This window comes from Paraburkholderia sp. MM5496-R1 (assembly GCF_050436205.1).
Lineage (GTDB): Bacteria > Pseudomonadota > Gammaproteobacteria > Burkholderiales > Burkholderiaceae > Paraburkholderia > Paraburkholderia tuberum.
Genome location: NZ_JBNDLT010000003.1, coordinates 911609 through 930890, shown reverse-complemented (window position 1 = coordinate 930890; position 19282 = coordinate 911609). Strand labels below are relative to the sequence as shown.

Below are 19282 nucleotides of genomic sequence, written 5' to 3'. Positions count from 1 at the left end.
GGAGAAATCATGCCTTTACGTTTAACCGTGGCCGCCCTCGCGTCAGGTCTGCTGCTTTCCGCATGCGGCGCCTGGCAGTCCGTATCTGATACGACTTCCAGCGCGTATCACTCGGTGTTTTTCAGGCAGGTCAAGGTGCTTGACGTCGACCTGACCGCGCGTGCCGAGCTGAATCCGGATGACGCGGGCCGTTCGACGTCACTCGCGGTCCGCGTCTATCAGCTCAGGGATCGAAAGCTGTTTGACGGCGTGTCCTACGACGATCTGCTGAAGAACGACAGGACCGTACTCGCGCAGGACCTTCAGGCCAGTATGGCGGCCGTCGTCAATCCTGGCGCGTCGGTCAGCCTGTCTCAGCCCATGCAGGCAGACACGAAGTACGTGGCGATCGTCGCGTTCTATCGCAATCCCGGCAATGGCGATGGCTGGAAATACGTGATCATAAAGAAGAATCTGTCTGCCGATGCCCCGCTGAAGCTCACGCTGATGGATCAGGAACTGGTCGCATCCGGTGATCGCCAGAAGGACTAGCCGGAATGACACGACGTCCGGAAGTGTCTGGGCTTAACGTGTTTGCATGACGGGGCGGCCCGATGAAGACGCTTCGCGAACTGCAGCAGGAACTCGACCAGCTGGATGTTGACATCCGGCTCGCCCGTGAACACGAAACCGGATCGGGAGGTCCTGCGAAGTCGACAGCCCGGCGGACCCGACCGATCGCGACGGCGGTCGGCCGGTCAGGCTGCACAAAAGGCTGATGGCATGGACTCCCGCCCCCTTCGGGGCGACATTTACCTCACCAATTCCCGGGAGAACGTCAATGCCTGCACTTGCCATTGGTCTGGATATCGCAAAGAACGTGTTTCAGGTTCATGGCGTCGATCGTCATGGCAAGACCGTTGTGCAGCGGAAACTTCGCCGAGCTGAGGTGTTGAAGTTCTTCGCAAAACTGGAATGCAGTCTGGTTGGTATCGAGGCCTGTCACGGCTCCCATTTCTGGGCCCGTGAGCTGCGATCAAGAGCGCTGAACAGCAGTCGCTGCAGTCGGTTCATCGCATGCGCCAACGGCTCATCCTGGAGCGGACAGCGAAATCGAATCAGATCCGGAGCATGTTTGCTGAAGAGGGGGTGATCTTCGCGGTCGGGCTTCCGCAATTGAGAAAGGGAGTGGTTGAGCTCGTCAACAATCCCGATGCCCACATTACCGCATTGCTCAGACGGCTTGGCTCGATGTACCTCGAGCAACTGAAGGCACTGCAGCAATGGCTCGACGAACTTACTGCCGAGATAGCGGAGATCTTCAAGAGCAATGAAGCTTGCCAACGGCTCGCTACCGTTCCAGGAATCGGGCCAGTGATCGCGACCGCGCTCGTCTGCAGTGTCGGTGATCCGTCCCAGTTCAGGAACGGCCGGCAGTTTGCGGCCTGGCTGGGGCTGACGCCGAGGCAAAAATCAAGCGGAGGCAAAACCAGGTTAGGCGGTATCACAAAACGCGGCGACACCTATCTGAGAACCCTGCTTGTACAGGGCGCCCGCGCGGTCATGCACTTCGTGAACCGTCGCGACGATCGGCACAGTCGCTGGATCAAGGCTGTGATGCAACGCCGCCACGTGAGCATTGCTGCGATCGCCCTGGCGAACAAGACGGCGCGCATTGCATGGGCAATATTGACAGGTAACGGCTGCTTCCGAGTTGCGTAACAGGCAACAGATATTGAGTATTGCTTTATTTCTTTCGCGATTGCGCAAGAAGCAGCAAGCATGGCGAACCGGTCGGACCGGCGCTTGCAGATCCTGATATATCCGGCGGCTGCAGTACGAAGCCAGAAGGCCGATGAGGAGCAAGCGCGCAAATTTCCATGATGGCTCGTGCAGCAGCAAGCACATCAGAAGCCGAATGTACGGACGCAGTCGTGCCCCCTTCAAAGCGTCTTCGCCGGAAAGTCGCTCTCTTGCTTTCATCGATCTTTCGGCCGTTCTGGCTTCAAAGAAGCCGTTGCAGCTAGACTGGGCCGAAGGGCAGCTCAGGGTCAGCGACAATCGCGGGCGGCGGCACCCTCGCAATGGATGTCGCTCGCCTGGTTGTAGCAAAATCTGGAGCCCGACCATGTATGCGATGCATTATGAAATCACCTTGCCCGCCGACTACGATATGCAGATCATCCGAAATCGCGTCGCGGACCGCGGGCACATGACCGACACGTTCGCTGGCCTTGGTCTCAAGGCTTACCTGATCCGCGAGCGCGACAAGGCAGGTGCGACGCTCAACCAGTATTCGCCGTTCTACTTGTGGAATGACACCGTTGGTATGAACCGTTTCCTGTGGGAAGGAGGCGGTTTCCAAGGCATCGTCGAATCGTTCGGACGGCCCGTCGTGCTGACATGGTCGGGCCTCCTGTGCCAGCGCGGACCGGCGTCCGGCGTATTGCCTTGCGCGGCGACGCGGGAGCGAGTGGTCGTTCCTCGCGAAGCCGATCTCGCGCAGGCCGCGCGAGATGCGGTCGCTGAAGTCGAGCGTATCGCAAGGCATAGTAGTGTGATCGCCAGCGCCTGTGCGATTGATCCGCGCTCCTGGGAGCGTGTCACCTTCACGGTTTGGGCCGACACACCAGAAGCAGTTGTCCCAGGCGAAAGCTACGAAGTGCTGCACTTGTCGCGCCCAGGCTTCGATGAACTGGCGCCGTCAACAGAATAGATAGCGCCAGCAGCCTAACGTTTCGTCCAGTCGGCGACCGCATTCAATTGCCGTCGGGCAGGCTACGCTGAGAACGCTCAATCGCTCATCGATCAATGGCAGGACATCTCATTTGAGAACAGCCACGGGCCCGTCATGCATCTCTTGCCGATGCCCCCGGCCCACATTCTTGACGTTGGCGCCGGTATCGGAACCGATGCAGCTGCGTTAGGAGCTATGGGGCATACAGTTATGGCCGTAGAACCAGTGGACGCGTTGCGCGTCGCAGGAATTGGGCTGCATTCGTCTTCCCGGATTGAATGGGTGGACGACAGTCTGCCGGATCTCATGTCTGTACGTTCGCGACGAAGAGAATTCGACTTGGTGATGCTGTCCGCCGTTTGGATGCATCTGGACGAAGACGAGCGTTGTCAGGCGATGTCGACCGTCAGCTCCTTGCTGCGGGAAGGTGCGATGGTGGTGATGTCTTTACGTCACGGTCCAGTCCCCGAAGGACGCCGAATGTTTGATGTTTCGGCAGCAGAGACCATTCGGTTAGCAAGCGCCCATAGCTTCAGGACTGTGCTAAATGTCCGGACCGAATCCACCCAACGAGGAAATCAGCGGATGGGTGTGACCTGGAGCCGGCTCGCCTTTGTCAAAGGTGGTGGGCAAGATTAGCTTCGATCCCTTCCATCGGCGGTGTCCGGCCATCATCAGCCTTTCGTCCGTGCGTGAGAAGAGACATACGAAGGTCGGCTTCATATCCGACAACGGCCCCTTGCGCTCGAGAGGCTACAGCTCCATCGCGAGTCTAATCGAACATCTCGGCTAAAGATCGAGCACCAGTACCTTGCTTCTCGCGCGCGATACGCAGGCCGTCAGGAATTCGGCCTTCTCGTCGTCGTTGAGAATGCAGTCGTTGTGCTCAACTTCCCCGGACAGATACCGCACCTTGCATGTCCCGCACAGCCCCGCATGACACGATGTTTCGATTGTGACGCCCGCTTGTTCGAGTGCGTCCGCGATGCTCTGATCGTTCGCGACTTCGATCATCTGTCCCGTGCTCGCGATCTTCACGCTGAACGTGTCCGCCACATCGTTCGCCGCTCTCGCGGGTTCGCTTCGCCCCGGCGCCTTGAAGTGCTCGAAGTGGACGGTGCCGGCGGGCCAGTGCGCGCTCGCATCCGCGCATGCCTGCATGAAACCAGCCGGACCGCAGTAATACACGTGCACGCCGTGCGACGGCTCGCTCAGCAAGCGGCGGATGTCGAGCCCCGCCTTCGGATCACCGCCGTCGAAGTGAAAGTGCACGCGGCCGTTCACGCGCATCGGCTCGAGTTCCCCGGAAAGCGCGGCACAGTCCGCATCTTTCGCGCAGTAGTGCATTTCGTATTCGATGCCGGCGTCTTCCAGCCAATGCGCCATCGACGTGAGCGGCGTCACACCGATGCCGCCCGCGATGAGGATCACCCTGCGCGCATCGTCGACGAGCTGAAATTGGTTGCGCGGACGGCTCACGCGCACGATGTCCTGCACATGCACGCGCTCGTGCAGCGCTCTCGATCCGCCACGGCCGCGCTCGTCGCGCAGCACGGCGATCACATAGCGATGGCGCTCGTTGGGTGCGTTGCACAGCGAATACTGGCGCACGAGGCCGTCGCCGAGATGGATGTCGATATGAGCGCCGGCAGTGAAAGCCGGCAACTCGGCGCCGGACGGATCGACCAGTTCGTAAGAGTTGATGCCTTTGCCTTCGAAACGAACCTGTCGCACGAGCAACTGGAGCGTGCTGCCGTCGGAGTTCGATGTCTGTTCGCTTGCCATTTTCCTGATCCCTCATATGTGCTGCCGAATCCCGATTCGCCGCACGAGGCGCGCAACGCGCCCCTTGCTTGTCGTGGCGCTTCAGTTCTTCATCGATTGTTCGAGTTCCTCGAACTTCTCGCGCACGAACACTGCGCGTTCATCCGCCTTTAGCCGCTCGCTCTCGTTGAGGATCGAGACGATCGTCTTCGTGACCTTGCGGCGCCGCGCGACTTCTTCTTCGACCGTGTCGCCTTCGGGAATCTCGAACACGTTGCCCGAGCAATAGCTGTTGGGTGCGCCCGCGTTCGCACGGAACCACTCGGCGAAGCTCTGCGCCGATGCCGCCGGATTCGTGCCGCGCAGCGCATCGCGTAGCAACTTGCGAAAGAGGAAGAGGCCGGCGTCGAACTTCGTCGGGTTCTCGAGCGCGTGCACGGCGATCGGTCGCTGGCTGATGATCGCTTCGTAGTCGCCGGGCGCGTATTGCGCGGCCTTGTAGTTCTCGCGCTCGCGATGATTCGGCGGAATGGGCGGCAGATCCTCGAGCTTGTATTCGCCGAAGCGCTCGGGGCGCCGCATCGCGACCTGTCCTTCGAGAAAGTCGATCGACTCATAGCCGACGAGTTCCTTCTTGCCGACGCCGCGCGTATCGATGCCCGGGCCCATCACGCGCCAGCCGATCATCTTGCTGTTCTCGTCGTCGACGGGAACGGTCCAGCGGATGATGTGAAAGCGGCTGAACAGCTTCTTCTTCGATCCGTCTTCCGACGTGTACGCATGCAGGCTCAGATTCGGCAGCACCTGATGTTGCACGCGCACGAAGAGCCGGTCCTTGTCGACTCGACGCGCGCCCGCGCAGGCGAGGCTGCGGCCCTGCTGCACCGGCACGAAGTGCATGTCGGGCGCGACTTCCATTGATGCCGCGCCGACCTCGTCGAATGTCGTGCCCTGGTACTGCCCATTCACGACATTCTTGCCGGCATGCAGCGCGGTGGGGTGATAGTTGTCGGCGGCGTTGTCCTGCACCTGCAGCCAATTGCAATGCTGGAAGTTGCTGTACGGCACAAGCTCGTCGCCCGGCAACACCGTGAAGTCGCCTTCCCATTCGGGAAAGGGCGGCTCGGCATCGGGCGGTCCCATGTACGCGAACACGAGGCCGTTGCGCTCGACCGCCTTGTACGCACCCTGCTGGATCGAGCACGCGAATTTCTCGGCTTCCTTCTCTTCGCCCTTCGGAAACGGCACATGCAGGCATGTGCCGTCCACGTCGAACACCATGCCGTGATAGCAGCACCGGATGCCGCGCTCCTGGATCGCGCCGTATTCGAGCGACGCGCCGCGGTGCACGCAATGCGCATGCAGCACGCCCACGCGCCCGCTGCCATCGCGAAACGCCACCAGTTCCTCGCCGAGGATCTTGAGATAACGCGGTGTGTCCGTCAGTTCGATCGACATGCACACGGGATGCCAGAACGCGCGCATGAACTCGCCCATCGGTGTGCCGGGGCCGGTCTCGGTGAGCTCGGGATCGTGGCCAGGCACCTTGCTTGTGTAGTAACCGCCATATGGAATCAGCTTCTTTGACACGACATTGCCGCCGCTCGTCTTCTGTCCTTCCAGCTTGTCTTCCTTGATCGTCATCGCAAATCCTATTTTGAGGTGGTGGAGTTGTCAGTCGCCGGCACTTTGAACGCCGAACTCGATATTCAGAACACCGTACTCTGTATCCAAAGATTAGTCGCGCGATACGGCGATGTCTCTATGGGTAAACGCGGAGATTCACCTTTTCCGCTTCAGCGCCGGACATTGACGCGTCCCGCGGTGCGGTTATACCCTTGCCGTATTCTGTATCCATAAACGAGTTTTGATCATGGCGACGAAACTGCTCAAGCTTCAGGCGCGCACCGACTACGTGGACGAGGTCTACAAGGTGCTGCTCGATGCCATTAGCTCTGGGACGCTCGCGCCCGGGACGCGCATCACGCAGGAAGAAATCGCCGAGCAACTTGCGGTGTCGCGCTCGCCGGTGTTGCAGGCGCTGCGCTTGCTCAAGAAGGACGGACTGGTGCAGGACGCGCCCGGTCGGGGTTTGCTCGTGACTCCGCTCGACGCGGCCTGGATCAGCCATCTCTATGAAATCCGCGGCGCGCTCGACTCGCTCGCCGCGCGTCTTGCCGCCGGTCGCGGCGCGAAGCTGGACAAGGCATTGATCACGAACGGCCGGCGCGCGTCGAAGGCCGACGACGTGAAGGCGATGATCGATGCCGACATGGCGTTCCACGCCGCGATCTATGCCGCGTCGGGCAATCCGCTAATCGTGGAGACCGCGCAGATGCACTGGGTCCATCTGCGACGGGTGATGGGCGCGGTGCTGCAGTCGTCGGGGCAGCGCCAGGCGATCTGGGACGAGCACGCAGCCATCGCCGCGGCCATCGCCGATGGCGATCCGCAGCGCGCGACGGAACTGACCGATCTTCATACGACTCGGGCGCGGCAGAATCTCGTCGAGCGGCTCGGGCAGGTGCTGAGCGATCGGCAGGAAGAAAAAGTGAGCTGATGCGATGATCCCGCGATCGCGGGATCTTTGCGTGGAGCGGGACTTCGCTCAAGCCCGCTTGCGCCGGCCGTTCACGAGTGCGGCCGGCACGGTGAAGACGAGCGCGCTGCCGATGATCAGGCTCGCCGCCAGCCCAAGTACGCCGTTGCCGGTCGATCCCGTGCCTGTCTGAATTAGCCCGATCACGTAAGGGCTCACGACACCCGATACGCTGCCGACCGAATTCGCCAGCGCAAGCCCCGCCGCCGCGGCGGCGCCGCCCAGGATAGCGGGCGGCAACACCCAGAACTGCGAAATTGTCGTCATCACGCCCATCGTGCCGATCGTGAGGGCGATCATCGCGATTGGCGTCGAATGGGCGAACGCGACGCTCGTGCACAGTCCGGCCGCTCCGACCACCCCGGGCAACGCGAGATGCCAGCGCCGCTCGCCGCGGGCGTCCGAGCTCTGACCGACGAGCAGCATGGAGACGGCCGCCGCCGCGTAAGGGATCGCGGAAAGCAGGCCGATATTGAGCGGATCGGCCACGCCGCTCGCCTTGACGAGCGTGGGCAGCCAGAAGCTTACGCCGTACAGGCCCATCGTGAAGAAGAAGTAGATCGCACTCAGGAGCAGCACCTTCGGATGCGTCAGGCCGTCCTTCACCGAATGCAGCGCGTGAGCCGGCTCTTCGTCCTTCAGGCCGGCTTCGAGCATGGCTTTCTGCGAGTCTGTGAGCCACTTCGCATCGGCGAGCGTGTCGTCGAGATAGAAGAACGCGACCAGCCCGAGGATCGCGGTCGGAATGCCTTCTATCAGGAACAGCCATTGCCAGCCCGCCAGCCCGTGCGATGCATTCATATGATTCATGATCCAGCCTGACAGCGGCCCGCCGACGACTCCCGACATCGGAATGCCCGTCAAGAAGAGCGCGGTGACCTTGCTGCGGCGCGAGGCCGGGAACCAGTACGTGAGATAGAGCAGGATCGCGGGGATAAAGCCCGCTTCGGCGACGCCCAGCAGGAAGCGCATGATGTAGAAGCTCATCGGCGTTCTGACGAACATCATGCTCGCCGAGACGATGCCCCAGGTGATCATGATGCGGGCGATCCAGCGGCGCGCGCCGACGCGCAGCAGGATCAGGTTACTGGGCACTTCGAAGAGAAGATAGCCCACGAAGAAGACGCCGGCGCCCGCGCCATAGACCGCGTCGCTGAACTTGAGCGCTTGCAGCATCTGCAGCTTCGCGAAGCTCACGTTGATTCGGTCGAGATACGCGCATAGATAGCACAGGAACAGAAACGGCAAGAGCCGCCATGTCACCTTCGCATAGGTGGACGACTCTCTGCCCTGGTAATACGCAACCGGACTGGGGGAACTCATTGTGGTGTCTCCTGGTGTTCAGGTTGCAGCGCAACGCTGCGTTTTTTAGCGCTCGTCTCGCGTTGTCGCCGTGCTCGGACTGCTTCTACGGAATCAGTCGAACATGTCCGGCTGCGTGGCGACGAGGTCGTCCCAGATCGCCTGAAAGTGCAGCCAGCCGATGTAGTCGCTGCCGACGTGCTCGCGGCTGTAGCGCGCGCGTTCGGGGGTGACGAGCTTGGGTGCGATGCCGGTCGACTCGACCAGCAGTTGCTGCTGGCAGCACCGTTCGAGCGCGATGAACCAGAACGCCGCCGATTCGATGCTGTGCCGGCTTGCCGTCAGAAGCCCGTGATTCTGGTGGATCGCGGCCTTCACGTCCTTGAATGCGTTCGCGACCTTGTGACCCGCCTTCACCTCGACGGCTACTTGTCCTGCCTCGTCGCCGATCACGACGTGATCCTCGTAGAACGCCGCGGCGTCCTGCGTGATCGGCTCGAGTTGCCTGCCGAGCGACGCGAACGCGGTGCCGTAGACCGTATGCGCATGGCACATCGCGACGATGTCCTGGTGCATCTCGTGCACGGCCGCATGCAGTACGAAGCCCGCGCGGTTGATTGCATGGCGCCCCTCGACGACGTGCCCTTGATGGTCCGCGCAGATCAGGTTCGAGACCTTCACTTGCGAGAAGTGGATGGCCATCGGATTGGTCCAGTAAAGGCCGGGATTCTCGGGATCGCGCACGGTCAGATGTCCGGCGAAGCCGTAATCGAACCCTTGCTGGGCGAACGCGCGACAGGCGCCGACCAGCCGTTCCTTCACATGCTGCCGCTGCGCGGCGGGATTCGAAAATGACGGAAGCTCCGGAAAGATGAGTCCTTCCTGCTCCGGCTGATAGATCGAAACCTTGCCGTCCTTGATCAGCGCCTGCGGCCGCGTTTCCATCACTGCTGCCATGGGTCGACTCCTTTTTGAAGTGAGGTTTGAACCGGTCGAAGCGGATTGCTTCGATGGGCCCTATGGTCGCGGTCGCTGCCGTCATTGACAAACGATGGCTGTTCATACAAAGATGAACCACATTCATGTTTCGGTGAAAGACATGAGACGAATTCCCAATTTCGTGCTGCTGCGCGCCTTCGAAGCGGCCGCGCGGCTGGAGAGCTTCACGCTGGCGGCCGAGGAGCTGCATCTGACGCAGTCCGCGATCAGTCATCAGGTCAAGGAGCTCGAAGAATATTTCGGCCGGCCGCTGTTTCATCGACGCAATCGGCGGGTGGAAGCGACATCGGAAGGACGGCGCCTTTATGAGAGCCTCGGACGCGTTTTCGATGTGATCGAGGCTGCATGCAGCGAGGTCGCGCTCGCGCCCGATGCGCAAGTGCTCGCGGTGCACAGCGCGCCGAGCTTCGCCGCCAAGTGGCTCGGTCCGCGCCTGCCTGAATTCACGCAGGCGCATCCGGGCGTGACGATCCGTCTGTCGTCCGGTCCCGAGCCGATCGACCTCACCCGGGTGCATGAAGTCGATGTCGCCATCTCATACGCGGTCGCACACGAGCGCGCGGGCATCGTGACACGCGCGCTCGGCGCAGAACGCATCGTGCCGATGTGTTCGCCTGCGCTCGTGCGAAGCGGCGTTCCCATCGAGAAGCAGATCGGGGAAATGACGCTGATCGATTCCCAGCTCAGCCGCGTGACGTGGTCCGACTGGTTCGCGCTCAACGGACTCCCGTTCCCGTCGCGGGCGCGGCCCTCGTTCGATCGTGGGGCGCTCGCGATCTCCGCCGCTGTCGATGGCATGGGCGTCGCGCTCGAAACCACGCGTCTCGCCGAGCGCGAGTTGTCGCGCGGCGAACTGGTTGAGCTGGGCGCGGAGGTCTTCGAGCCGGTCTCCCGCGAGACGCATTTTCTGTCGTATCGCGTGAACGAGCGCAACACGGAGAAGGTGAAGTGCTTCTGCGACTGGTTGTGCGAGGAGGTGGGACTCGATGCTGCGCGCATCGCTTAATGCTGAGATCGAGTCTCCTTCTCCGGCTTCTCTAGAGAGGTCCGCGATCGCATATTCGATGAACATACGCGCGGCGATCCTCGTAGCCCGCCGCAGAGGAAGACTGCGTGGATTCTAAATGGGCTAGCCGCCCGGCCGCCCAAAGCTGATTGCGTGTACGTCTCCTCCGCATTGGCGGATTCAACCGGTCGATGCAACACAATGAACGTCGCATGAGCGGCGGGAGTGTTGCAAATGAAACAGAGGCGCCAGTCGCATAGGCGAAAAGCAGACGTTCACAGCGCGGAGTCGGCGGCTATCTCAGCGCGCTGGCAGCGTGAATCCGGGAAGCGCCCATTTCCTGGGCCTTGTCCTCCAGCAATCAACGTTCGAGAGCAGCAAAGGTGCGATGACAATAATAGGTAAGCTCGTATCCCTGGTAAGCCGTCGGACCTTGCGGGCTGAAGGTCATGTCTTCGCCATAACGCCCGAGCGCATCGGGATTGCGGAAGGGATACACGCTGCGCTTGCGATGGCGCCAATGCTCTGTGCCGCGGCGATTCTCGGTCGTTCGGATATCGCTTTCGGAGCCGTCGCGGCGTTCTGGAACTGTCTCTGCGATCCGCAAGGGTCCAGGTCACAGCGCCTGAAGGCGATGGCCATCTTCACGGCCATGGGTGTTGTCGTCATGCCGCTGGCGTCCTATGCCGCGCATTGGGGCTATGCCGTCAGCATTGTCACCCTGTTTGTCCTGGTCTTCCTTTGTGGACTGACACGCTCCTACAAGCCCTCGCTCGGGCCTATGCCGGCGCAGGCGGGGTTGGTTGCCTCGCTCGCGGTCGTGATCGGAATTGCGTCGCCCGAGCCGCTTGCCGTTGCACTCGCTCATGGTGGCTATTTTCTGCTCGGGTCAGCCTGGACCATGCTGTTTTGCATCTTCCTCTGGCCCGTCCCGTTCCCACAGTCCGCGGGCTTCACGCTCGCGACGATCTTCGGCAGGCTCGAGGACATGGCCGGTTTTTTGGAGTCGCTGGATTCGCGGCCTGGAATGGATGTGCAGGGCTGGACCGAGTTCGATACCGTTCATCGCCGCGGGGTGCGCATGTCGATCGAGCGCGGCAGGGCATTGGCGGCGCATGATGTTCGCAACGGCCCTGATTTCGGGCCGGGCGTCGATGCCGCGGGCCGGGTGTTTTCCACGCTGATCGCAATCGGTCATGCCCGCCGCAACGCAGCGATTGCCGACGACGATGGATCGCGGCAATTGCTCCAGGGCCTGCGACAGTTGCTGCAAAGCATGGCCGCGCAGGCACAGCAAGAACTGCCCATTGCCGATACGCTGCTAGCGCAAGCACACGCATTGTTGCGGCAGACGGCTGAACGGACGGACCAAACGGCAAGCGCCGTTGCCTTTGCGGCAAGGGCCATCGCTCGGCTCGCGGACGGGCGACACGCGCTCGCAATGGACCCCGAGACGCCCACGCCTGCCGCCGCTCGCGCGGTCAAGATTGAAAGGCTGGTCTGGGACCATGCGCTGAGGGTGGCTGTCGCATCGGTGCTCGCTTTCATGATCGGCACATCGCTGAGTGTCACGTTTGCATACTGGGGCGTGATCGCTGCAATCGTCGTGACCCAACCGGTTTCCGCCAATACATGGTTGCGCGTGCTGGAGCGTGCATGCGGCAGCCTCATCGGCGCAACGATCGCCGCTGTTCTTCTGACGAGTCTGTCCGGTCCGGTTGCGGTGACATTGGCAATCTTGCCGCTTGCCGCGGTGACCGTCGCATTGAGGTTGGTGAACTACGGTCTGTTCGTTGTCTTCCTGACGCCGATGTTCATGCTGATGTCGGATTTCATCCATCCGGCGGAGGGATTGATTGTCGCTCGTCTTACCAATGAATTCGTCGGTGCCTGCGTAGGCGTGGCGGCGAGCTTTCTTCTCTGGCCGCCGAGGGAGAGTAACGCGCTGAATGCCGTGATCTCAGCCGCGATTTCGGCCAACATGGCATTCGCGTCCGCCGCGCTTCGGATGGCTGGAGGATCGACCGCCACCCTCGATCGCCTCCAACGCGAAGCCGGTCTCGCCAGCTCACGGCTTGAAGTTGCGAGAGAACGTATGCTCCTGGAGGGCCAGCGGCGATCTGCGCGGCTCGAACAACTGCGGAACCTGACCGTCGCGGTGCGGGTGGTTTGCGGCGCCGCCGCGGTGATCGAAGTCCTTCGGAGCGGGGAACCGGACGCACATGACCGGGAAAGGGCCAATCGCTACGATGAGATGACCGCCACACTGCTGGAAGCCCTGATGTCGAGGGAAGCGATGCAACTGAATCAGTCTTTTGAAACGCCGGCAGATGACCTCGAACAGGCGATCCAGCATCTCGTGAGCGCATTTGATAGCTACGTGGGAACCGTATAAGAACGCCAGTGAGCCCCTGTTTGACCGCGGCCTTGCGTCGGAGAATTTCCGCGTTTTCATGACCGTATTCTTTCAAGAGAAATGACGGCAAGTCCGCGCTCGTTAGCATAGTCGCAAGAGCAGATGCTCACAGTTCCACGTGACAATTGACGACCGTGCACTGCAATTGAAAACGATCTATACACCAGCGTCGACCGGCAGGTATTGGCCGGAGCCCCTTACCGCGCGAGCGGTTTCGTTCGTTTTGGCCCCGACATAAGCCGCAAAAAGCGTCACACCGACCACGAGCCCTGCGACGAGCAACAAAGAAACAGGCCGGTATGCGGCAGCGCACTCCATTGCAGAACGGTCGCTACGACAGAAAATATCGCGAAGGACCACAGACCGGACTCCAGCAATGTCGGCTTTGAAGGACGTGCGAAGCGCCTCTGTTTTGCGTCAGATGAATGGCGCGATGTTCGCCATCGCCCGCGTCACGTAGATCTCCCTCTCGCCAACCGGGGCGACATGCTGCATCGCGGCGCGCGCAGCCTCGACGCCCTCCAGACGCGCGATCACCCACACGGCCAGATACTGCGAAGCCAGGCACCCGCCTGCCGTCGCGACATTCCCCTTCGCCACGAACGGCTGATTGAGCACCGGCACGCCCGCCTTTTCGACCCACGGTTTGGTAGTCAGATCCGTGCAGGCCGGAACGCCATCCAGCAGGCCCAGTTTCGCGAGTATCAGCGTGCCCGAGCATTGCGCGCCCAGCAGTTGGCGCGTCGGATCGAGCCGCAACTGCGACATCAGCGCGGCATCGGCGGCCACTCCACGTGTCTGTATTCCACTGCCGACCAGCACCGCGTCGGCCTCGCAAGCGTCCTTCAGCGACGCTTGCGCCTCCAGGACCACTCCGTTCATCGAACGGATCTTCGCCGCTGGGCTGGCAATCGATACCTGCCAGCCCGGCTTTCTGACCCGGTTAAGGATATTCAGCGCGATTAGCGAGTCGAGTTCGTTGAAGCCTTCAAAGGTCAGAATGGTGATGTGCATGACGTCCTCGGGCAGATGGAGAGGTTGTGAAAGATCATGGTAGGGCCGATAATCAATACAATCAAATTATTGTCATGGATACATTGAGCCATGCCTGGGGCCCGTTACAAGCAATTGGTTGACCGCTTTGCGGCTGACATCCGCGACGGCCGCCTTCCCCCCGGGACGCGTCTGCCCACGCACCGCGAGCTGGCTGCTCGCGAGGGCCTGGCGCTGGTCACCGCGACGCGTGTCTATGCCGAGCTTCATACGATGGGTCTGGTGAGCGGCGAAGCTGGCCGTGGCACATTCGTCAAGGAACCACTTCCTCGCGGCCAAGGCGTTGACTTGCACGCCTGGAGCGCCATTACGATCGACCTGAGCTTCAACTATCCCTCTGCACCGGGTCAGACAGACCTTCTTCGGGCAGCGCTGCGCCAGCTTGCGGCGGCCGGCGACCTCGAGTCGCTGCTTCGATACCAGCCGCACGGTGGCCGCGAGCACGAGCGCGCTACTGCGGCACGCCACCTGGCGAACCGAGGTCTGGCAGCAACAGCCGGAACGACGTTGCTCGTGAGCGGCGCGCAACACGGACTGACGACGGCCACTATGGCGCTGCTCGAACCCGGCGACGTGGTTGCCGTCGACGCGCTGACTTACCCGGGATTCAAGCTGGCCGCCGAGGCCGTTCGACTGGAACTCGTGCCGATCCCAGCCGCGGGGCGCGGCCCCGATCTGGACGCGCTGACGGCCCTATGCAAGCGACGACGCGTACGCGCCGTCTACGCAATGCCGACGCTGCACAACCCTCTTGGCTGGGTAATGAGCGCGCGGCGGCGCCGCGAGCTTGTCAGTATCGCTCGACAGCATGGACTGATCCTCATCGAGGACGGGGCCTACGCATACCTCGCAGAAGATGCTCCGCCGCCGTTGGCATCGATTGCTCCGGAGACGACGATCTATGTCTCGAGCTTGTCGAAGAGTGTCGCGACAGGTCTGCGCGTCGGTTTCGTCTGCGCACCACGCGAATGGATTCCCAGGCTTGAACGGGTAATCCGGGCCACGACGTGGAACACTCCCGCAACCATGACGGCAATCGCCTGCAACTGGATAAACAACGGCACGGTGGCCCGGCTCGAAGACGAGAAGCGGCGGGATGCGAAGACGCGCCAAATCCTTGCCGCCGAAGCGCTCGGCAAGCTTAAGACGATGAGCCATCCAGCGTCGTACTTCATCTGGATGCCCCTGACGCAGGAAGTCCGCGCCGACGCGATTGCGATGGCGCTGATGCGTGAGCGCATTTCAGTGTCGACGGCCCTGCCGTTCGCGACATCGACGCATGTACCTCACGCCATCCGCCTCGCGATTGGGTCCGTCGATCTGGCCACGCTGCGCCGGTCGCTGGAAACAGTGGCCCGGGTTATTACCGAACAGACCTACTGACCGGCAAGCGCGAGGGCGCGGTCTGTCCACCAGGATTATCCGGCCAGGACCTGTCGTCTCACTACGACGTACTTTCTGTTGCGATGCAACCGTAGAAAACGCCGCGACATACCCTTTCCCGACGACATCGCACGAAACGACCCTCGACACGGAATGCGTCGCTTTCGAGTTGCCAGCACAAGCATAAGACCGCTTCGTTCCTGCACAAACCGGTGCAAAACGGAAGGGAGAAATGTGCTGACTGGTGCGCAGCGCCCGCGCACGTCCGCAGCCACCCTGGATGGATAGCATCGCGTTGTAAAGCGTCGAGTACCTCGGATGGACACGAACCGAGTTCACGTATCGTTTCGCGCCCGCCACGTTCGACCATAACAACAGGAAGCGCTGCTACGACAATCTTCGTTCGCTCGAAGTGCGAAAGCAGCATTCGGCAGAATTGCTTGCGTGGATGGAACCCGTGCTGAGAATCAGCGCCGCCGTGTTGCAGACCGACGATCTGACCCAACTCACGCATGATGCGATGTTATCGTTGCGTGCCCGGTATGTCGGCCCGCCGATGGATGCGCTTACGGTGGTGGTGAACCGGTGCTGTGACGGTGTCGAGCCGACGCCTGATGAATACCGGGCCGCTATGGAACAGGCGGATAAAGCCGGCAACCGCGAAGAGGTGTTGCAGTTGCTGGAGAAAATCGCAACAGAATGGCGCAAGTGGCATCGTGGTGGATCGCCCCTGAGGCCCAATCGCTGGAATCAGGCGTAACGGCAAAAGGCCCGCGCGGTAGCGGGCCTCTTCGCAGGAAAAGGCCTCGCCGAAGCGGGGATAGCGAGCCGAACTCAGAGATCAACGAAACGCGGCAACAGGTCCTGATCGGCGAGGCGGATTTCGATATCGTTAGCCGCCTTGACGTGCTCCAGGTTGTTCACATCAAAGACTTCATCCGTCACGCTGACGATGATCGTGCCTTGCTGCTTGCCATCGCGCATGACAGGGATTAAGTCGCGCGCTTCCGGCACCTGGGCCGGCGCGAGAGCGTGCGGTAGGTAGAGCATCCAGCTTACGCCTAAGCGGGCATCAAAGACCTGTTGATCCTGATAAGCGCGCGGCCCGAACGTCACATACAGCGAGCGATAAAGCTCAGCCACTTTGGCTACAACTTCGGCCACGGATTTGTAATTGCCTAGCCGCGAAAGACCATTCGCTTTCTCATCCAGAGACAATTCGATGTTATTGGAAATAACTCCCGTGTCGATCATTAAGGACATGATGGCGGTCGCGCCGTCAGTTTGTCTTCCGTTCCATATGCCTATGACTTTCGGTCGATCAATTTTTTTCCCATGTCCATATTCTGCCTTCAAAACATCTATAGCAGCCTTCGACGCTGCTCCATTTGCGAAGACCTCATATTGAAGTGCATCTTGTTGCGTGTCTCCTGCGAGATACCAGTTCCCACCCAAGGTTTCGTCCTTGGTTGCAATAAAGTCGACAATGGCTTTAATGCGTTGAAGATGAAATTCGAATGCGCCTTTTGGTGCGGCAGCTTGATCCCGATGTTGTTCAAGTAAATTCACGATAATCACTCACGGTTGATGGACCGAAGGCACGCCAAACTGGCGAAGTGTGTTCATCATGTAAGCTCGCGTTTGCGGTGTCTCAAAGTACCACATTAATCTGCTCGGCGGATTGGCGCGAACAGCTTCTCCTTGAGTTGCTATTTGCTCCTGCATTTTTGTGAATCCTTTAAACGGAAATTTCAATTCCTTATTTTCTTTGAAAAATTGATCGTAATTTCCCTTGGCTTCCTGCAAGAGACATTGGGAATGCTGAAACCCATCAAAGTCTATGTCAAGCCAGTCCCATTCCATATTCCAGCCTTCGGCGGTCTCACGGCCTTTTCCGTCCGTTGTTATCGCATACTCGAAGCCGGTAATGCGCGCCTGGTAGCGTCGCGGCTCAGGGTTCATGCTGTGGTTCTTTCGCACCAGTGCGCCTTTCTCCGGGGGGCACTTGCACGGTCTTTCGCGTTCGCGGCTCCGGTCACGCGGCAGTTCGTCCCATCCGCCGTCTGCACCCGCGCCAGTACCGCTGCTGCCTGCGGGAGCAGCAGACGGTGCGGCGGTGGGGACCGGAACGGGCATAGGCATTGCTTGCACCATTGCGTTTGCTGCGCGTGCCAGCGTCGCCGGGAATGGAATACCCATCACCGTTTCTCCTTCATTTCCTGTTGTCTTTTACCCGTTGCCTGCATCAACATTTCGAATCGCTGTTCACCCGGAACTCCTGATTTGTACAGCCATGCTATGACCGCCGGAATGCTGTAAAACTCCGGCGTCGTTGCTTCCACATACAGGAAATCGACTATCGGCACGTCATGCGTGAAGCGGAGTAACTTTGTTCGCGCGAAGGCCGCATTAAGCCGGTCGCGCAAAGTCGGATCATTGGCCAGCGCGGGATAATCGCACACGATATGACCACGGATAAAGTCCACATAGTTACGGTCTTCATAGGCTTTCAGAAGCGCCCATTGCCCTTCAGTAAATTCCATTGTCGTTGATGGTGAGCCGTTGTCGTTCGTTGAGGTAGTGCCACGCGTCGGCAGCCCTGAAAAGCTCGCGCTCGCTCTTGCCGTGGCATACCGCATTGAGCGCATGCAGCACCCTGGGGTCCCAGAAGCGCAGCAGGGCGGCTCGTCCTTTCGGTATGCCGGTATTCAGGTGCGGGCGCAGCTTTGCGGCCTGCCTCTCCAGGCTTTCTGAGGTAATCAGCCAGATCACGCCAGGGCGGGCCTGTTCGAGTTCGCCCAAGTCCGCAAGATGGTCGCGCGCCGTCCTCGGATCAACCAGCCACGGCCCCGCGTGTGCGAGTGCCATGTCGTTCGTGCCCGCGAACAGCGAAACCGTCATGTGGTCTTCGGGCGTGAGTTGCTGGCCGGTATGCTGCTGGTACTGGATACCGTCCACTAGCGCCAGCACGTGGCCGCTGTAGTGCCGTTCCCCATACTGTCGAAGCTGTTCATTGACAGAGGCGGGAATCATCAGCGCTCCAGGGTCATCGCGCCTTGTCCGGCAGCGTGAATCATGCATTCGAGACAGATGGACGACTGCGGAAGCACCGGCCAGGGCGTTGCGCCGTAGCGCGATAACGGGCCTTTTTTCTGCACGGTATTAGGGGAGCGTCCGCGACAATCGCACGCCCACGCGTAACCTAGGGCTTCGGCCATCTCGTAACCAGTTGCATACGACTTCAGCGTGTCGAACGGAAACCATTCGCCGGTTTCGGCATTCAGCGCCATTGCCGACGGCATTGGCGGGAAGTTTGAGTAGACTGAATAAGTGATACGGCAAAGCTGGCATTCTTCCTTGCCCCCGGTTTCATCCTGTTTCTGTTGTTCCATCTGACCTCTGCTGATTTTCCAGAACACACCCGAGGAATTAACCATCCAAAACGCGACACGGTCAATGACTTTAATTCGAGATAAAACCGTTTTGACAGATCTTCACAATTGCTCTGTCTATCTCATTTTCAGGTGTAGTTTTCCAATCTCACCGTCCAACAAAAAAAGCGGCATTGAGCCGCTTTTTCCGTAAGTGATCGACGCCGGTTAGTGCTTTGTCCACGAAGCGTCCATAGCCGCCAGTTTCCCGTTCGCGCCCTGCGCAGCGTCAGCGAGAATCGCTGCGGCGTCCTGCGGTGTCAGTTGGCGGTTAGGAAGCCCCTTGGCGTCGAGTGCAAGCACCGTGAACAGTTCCTGATCGCAGCGGTTGGCGGCGTGGTAGTCCTCGCCGAGCTGGATCATCACCTCCAGCAGGTTCCGGTGTTCGTGCCTTTCCTCGGCAGTCACAGCAGGACTCCTGAACATCGAGGTCGCAAGTGTAATCAGATGTCGGAGTTGCCGCCCCTGCCGGTCGCAAAGATGGAAGGCGGCCAGCGCGAGCCGTTCATACTGGAGAGCGTCTACGGAGGGACGGGAGGGAGATTGCTGCTTCCTGGTGGGTTTGGTCATGCGCGGTCCCGGTTATCGTGAAAGATCGCCCGGACACATAGGG

General features: G+C 60.5%; 20 protein-coding genes and 1 pseudogene. 10 read left to right on the top strand and 11 right to left on the bottom strand.

Going from position 1 to position 19282, the window contains the following annotated elements:
* Positions 1-9 precede the first annotated feature (9 nt).
* The 5 genes and pseudogenes from tssJ to OKW38_RS30575 all read left to right on the top strand — a co-directional run bounded on the left by tssJ (position 10) and on the right by OKW38_RS30575 (position 3355).
* Complete coding sequence (gene tssJ / locus OKW38_RS30595) at positions 10-531, top strand: type VI secretion system lipoprotein TssJ (protein ID WP_429333261.1); 522 nt, start codon at positions 10-12, stop codon at positions 529-531.
* Positions 532-593: 62 nt separating this feature from the next.
* Positions 594-758, top strand: coding sequence for a hypothetical protein (locus OKW38_RS30590; RefSeq protein WP_167368729.1), 165 nt, complete (start codon positions 594-596; stop codon positions 756-758).
* 62 nt (positions 759-820) lie between these two features.
* Positions 821-1701 (top strand): annotated as a pseudogene (locus tag OKW38_RS30585) (IS110 family transposase).
* Between the two features lie 406 nt (positions 1702-2107).
* Complete coding sequence (locus OKW38_RS30580; RefSeq protein ID WP_429364617.1) at positions 2108-2695, top strand: DUF4865 family protein; 588 nt, start codon at positions 2108-2110, stop codon at positions 2693-2695.
* A 135-nt stretch (positions 2696-2830) separates the two neighbouring features.
* Positions 2831-3355 carry a class I SAM-dependent methyltransferase gene (locus OKW38_RS30575; RefSeq protein WP_429364615.1) on the top strand — a complete coding sequence of 175 codons (525 nt, stop codon included), beginning with the start codon at positions 2831-2833 and terminating at the stop codon, positions 3353-3355.
* A 150-nt stretch (positions 3356-3505) separates the two neighbouring features.
* Here the strand turns inward: OKW38_RS30575 and OKW38_RS30570 are convergent, their stop codons facing one another.
* Both OKW38_RS30570 and OKW38_RS30565 read right to left on the bottom strand, forming a co-directional pair.
* Entirely contained in the window at positions 3506-4501 is a 996-nt protein-coding gene (locus OKW38_RS30570) for a PDR/VanB family oxidoreductase (RefSeq protein ID WP_429364613.1), read from the bottom strand.
* 81 nt (positions 4502-4582) lie between these two features.
* Entirely contained in the window at positions 4583-6124 is a 1542-nt protein-coding gene (locus OKW38_RS30565; RefSeq protein ID WP_090807834.1) for a Rieske 2Fe-2S domain-containing protein, read from the bottom strand.
* A 229-nt stretch (positions 6125-6353) separates the two neighbouring features.
* Here OKW38_RS30565 and OKW38_RS30560 point away from each other — a divergent pair, with 229 nt between their 5' ends.
* On the top strand, positions 6354-7040 hold the full coding sequence (locus OKW38_RS30560; RefSeq protein WP_090807832.1) for a GntR family transcriptional regulator: 687 nt from the start codon (positions 6354-6356) through the stop codon (positions 7038-7040).
* A gap of 48 nt (positions 7041-7088) precedes the next feature.
* Here OKW38_RS30560 and OKW38_RS30555 read toward each other — a convergent pair whose 3' ends face one another.
* Both OKW38_RS30555 and OKW38_RS30550 read right to left on the bottom strand, forming a co-directional pair.
* Entirely contained in the window at positions 7089-8402 is a 1314-nt protein-coding gene (locus OKW38_RS30555; protein WP_429364611.1) for an MFS transporter, read from the bottom strand.
* Positions 8403-8495: 93 nt separating this feature from the next.
* The gene (locus tag OKW38_RS30550) at positions 8496-9338 is read right to left on the bottom strand and encodes a class II aldolase/adducin family protein (RefSeq protein WP_429364609.1); all 843 of its coding nucleotides are present in this window, start codon (positions 9336-9338) and stop codon (positions 8496-8498) included.
* Positions 9339-9480: 142 nt separating this feature from the next.
* On the opposite strand from OKW38_RS30550, the gene OKW38_RS30545 reads away from it, so the two are divergent.
* Positions 9481-10386, top strand: coding sequence for a LysR substrate-binding domain-containing protein (locus tag OKW38_RS30545; RefSeq protein ID WP_429333265.1), 906 nt, complete (start codon positions 9481-9483; stop codon positions 10384-10386).
* 316 nt (positions 10387-10702) lie between these two features.
* A complete protein-coding gene (locus OKW38_RS30540) occupies positions 10703-12781 on the top strand; it encodes an FUSC family protein (RefSeq protein WP_429364607.1) in 2079 nt (692 codons plus the stop codon).
* Positions 12782-13219: 438 nt separating this feature from the next.
* On the opposite strand, the gene OKW38_RS30535 is transcribed toward OKW38_RS30540, so the two are convergent.
* Positions 13220-13816 carry a DJ-1/PfpI family protein gene (locus OKW38_RS30535; protein WP_429333267.1) on the bottom strand — a complete coding sequence of 199 codons (597 nt, stop codon included), beginning with the start codon at positions 13814-13816 and terminating at the stop codon, positions 13220-13222.
* Between the two features lie 90 nt (positions 13817-13906).
* On the opposite strand from OKW38_RS30535, the gene OKW38_RS30530 reads away from it, so the two are divergent.
* On the top strand, positions 13907-15238 hold the full coding sequence (locus tag OKW38_RS30530; RefSeq protein WP_429364605.1) for a PLP-dependent aminotransferase family protein: 1332 nt from the start codon (positions 13907-13909) through the stop codon (positions 15236-15238).
* Between the two features lie 448 nt (positions 15239-15686).
* Positions 15687-15998, top strand: coding sequence for a hypothetical protein (locus OKW38_RS30525; protein ID WP_429364604.1), 312 nt, complete (start codon positions 15687-15689; stop codon positions 15996-15998).
* Between the two features lie 74 nt (positions 15999-16072).
* On the opposite strand, the gene OKW38_RS30520 is transcribed toward OKW38_RS30525, so the two are convergent.
* The 6 genes from OKW38_RS30520 to OKW38_RS30495 all read right to left on the bottom strand — a co-directional run bounded on the left by OKW38_RS30520 (position 16073) and on the right by OKW38_RS30495 (position 19239).
* Positions 16073-16807: an immunity 52 family protein gene (locus OKW38_RS30520; RefSeq protein WP_429364602.1), complete on the bottom strand. Its 735-nt coding sequence runs from the start codon at positions 16805-16807 to the stop codon at positions 16073-16075.
* A gap of 9 nt (positions 16808-16816) precedes the next feature.
* The gene (locus OKW38_RS30515) at positions 16817-17437 is read right to left on the bottom strand and encodes a restriction endonuclease fold toxin 5 domain-containing protein (protein ID WP_429333271.1); all 621 of its coding nucleotides are present in this window, start codon (positions 17435-17437) and stop codon (positions 16817-16819) included.
* Positions 17437-17781 carry a hypothetical protein gene (locus OKW38_RS30510; protein ID WP_429364600.1) on the bottom strand — a complete coding sequence of 115 codons (345 nt, stop codon included), beginning with the start codon at positions 17779-17781 and terminating at the stop codon, positions 17437-17439. The genes OKW38_RS30515 and OKW38_RS30510 overlap by 1 nt, the downstream gene beginning before the upstream one ends.
* Positions 17768-18271: a DUF4123 domain-containing protein gene (locus tag OKW38_RS30505; protein WP_429364598.1), complete on the bottom strand. Its 504-nt coding sequence runs from the start codon at positions 18269-18271 to the stop codon at positions 17768-17770. Before OKW38_RS30505 ends, OKW38_RS30510 begins: the two co-directional genes overlap by 14 nt.
* A complete protein-coding gene (locus OKW38_RS30500; protein ID WP_429364597.1) occupies positions 18271-18630 on the bottom strand; it encodes a hypothetical protein in 360 nt (119 codons plus the stop codon). The genes OKW38_RS30505 and OKW38_RS30500 overlap by 1 nt, the downstream gene beginning before the upstream one ends.
* Before the next feature lie 207 nt (positions 18631-18837).
* A complete protein-coding gene (locus OKW38_RS30495) occupies positions 18838-19239 on the bottom strand; it encodes a hypothetical protein (protein ID WP_429333273.1) in 402 nt (133 codons plus the stop codon).
* Positions 19240-19282 lie beyond the last annotated feature (43 nt).

Bases quoted from the DNA above. Each gene is read 5' to 3' on its own strand.
- OKW38_RS30570 (WP_429364613.1), bottom strand. From the start codon at position 4,501: ATGGCAAGCGAACAGACATCGAACTCCGACGGCAGCACGCTCCAGTTG.
- OKW38_RS30565 (WP_090807834.1), bottom strand. From the start codon at position 6,124: ATGACGATCAAGGAAGACAAGCTGGAAGGACAGAAGACGAGCGGCGGC.
- OKW38_RS30545 (WP_429333265.1), top strand. From the start codon at position 9,481: ATGAGACGAATTCCCAATTTCGTGCTGCTGCGCGCCTTCGAAGCGGCC.
- OKW38_RS30535 (WP_429333267.1), bottom strand. From the start codon at position 13,816: ATGCACATCACCATTCTGACCTTTGAAGGCTTCAACGAACTCGACTCG.
- OKW38_RS30510 (WP_429364600.1), bottom strand. From the start codon at position 17,781: ATGGAATTTACTGAAGGGCAATGGGCGCTTCTGAAAGCCTATGAAGAC.
- OKW38_RS30555 (WP_429364611.1), bottom strand. From the start codon at position 8,402: ATGAGTTCCCCCAGTCCGGTTGCGTATTACCAGGGCAGAGAGTCGTCC.
- OKW38_RS30580 (WP_429364617.1), top strand. From the start codon at position 2,108: ATGTATGCGATGCATTATGAAATCACCTTGCCCGCCGACTACGATATG.
- OKW38_RS30500 (WP_429364597.1), bottom strand. From the start codon at position 18,630: ATGGAACAACAGAAACAGGATGAAACCGGGGGCAAGGAAGAATGCCAG.
- OKW38_RS30515 (WP_429333271.1), bottom strand. From the start codon at position 17,437: ATGGGTATTCCATTCCCGGCGACGCTGGCACGCGCAGCAAACGCAATG.
- OKW38_RS30495 (WP_429333273.1), bottom strand. From the start codon at position 19,239: ATGACCAAACCCACCAGGAAGCAGCAATCTCCCTCCCGTCCCTCCGTA.
- OKW38_RS30505 (WP_429364598.1), bottom strand. From the start codon at position 18,271: ATGATTCCCGCCTCTGTCAATGAACAGCTTCGACAGTATGGGGAACGG.
- OKW38_RS30530 (WP_429364605.1), top strand. From the start codon at position 13,907: ATGCCTGGGGCCCGTTACAAGCAATTGGTTGACCGCTTTGCGGCTGAC.
- OKW38_RS30560 (WP_090807832.1), top strand. From the start codon at position 6,354: ATGGCGACGAAACTGCTCAAGCTTCAGGCGCGCACCGACTACGTGGAC.
- OKW38_RS30550 (WP_429364609.1), bottom strand. From the start codon at position 9,338: ATGGCAGCAGTGATGGAAACGCGGCCGCAGGCGCTGATCAAGGACGGC.
- OKW38_RS30575 (WP_429364615.1), top strand. From the start codon at position 2,831: ATGCATCTCTTGCCGATGCCCCCGGCCCACATTCTTGACGTTGGCGCC.
- OKW38_RS30590 (WP_167368729.1), top strand. From the start codon at position 594: ATGAAGACGCTTCGCGAACTGCAGCAGGAACTCGACCAGCTGGATGTT.
- OKW38_RS30525 (WP_429364604.1), top strand. From the start codon at position 15,687: ATGGAACCCGTGCTGAGAATCAGCGCCGCCGTGTTGCAGACCGACGAT.
- tssJ (WP_429333261.1), top strand. From the start codon at position 10: ATGCCTTTACGTTTAACCGTGGCCGCCCTCGCGTCAGGTCTGCTGCTT.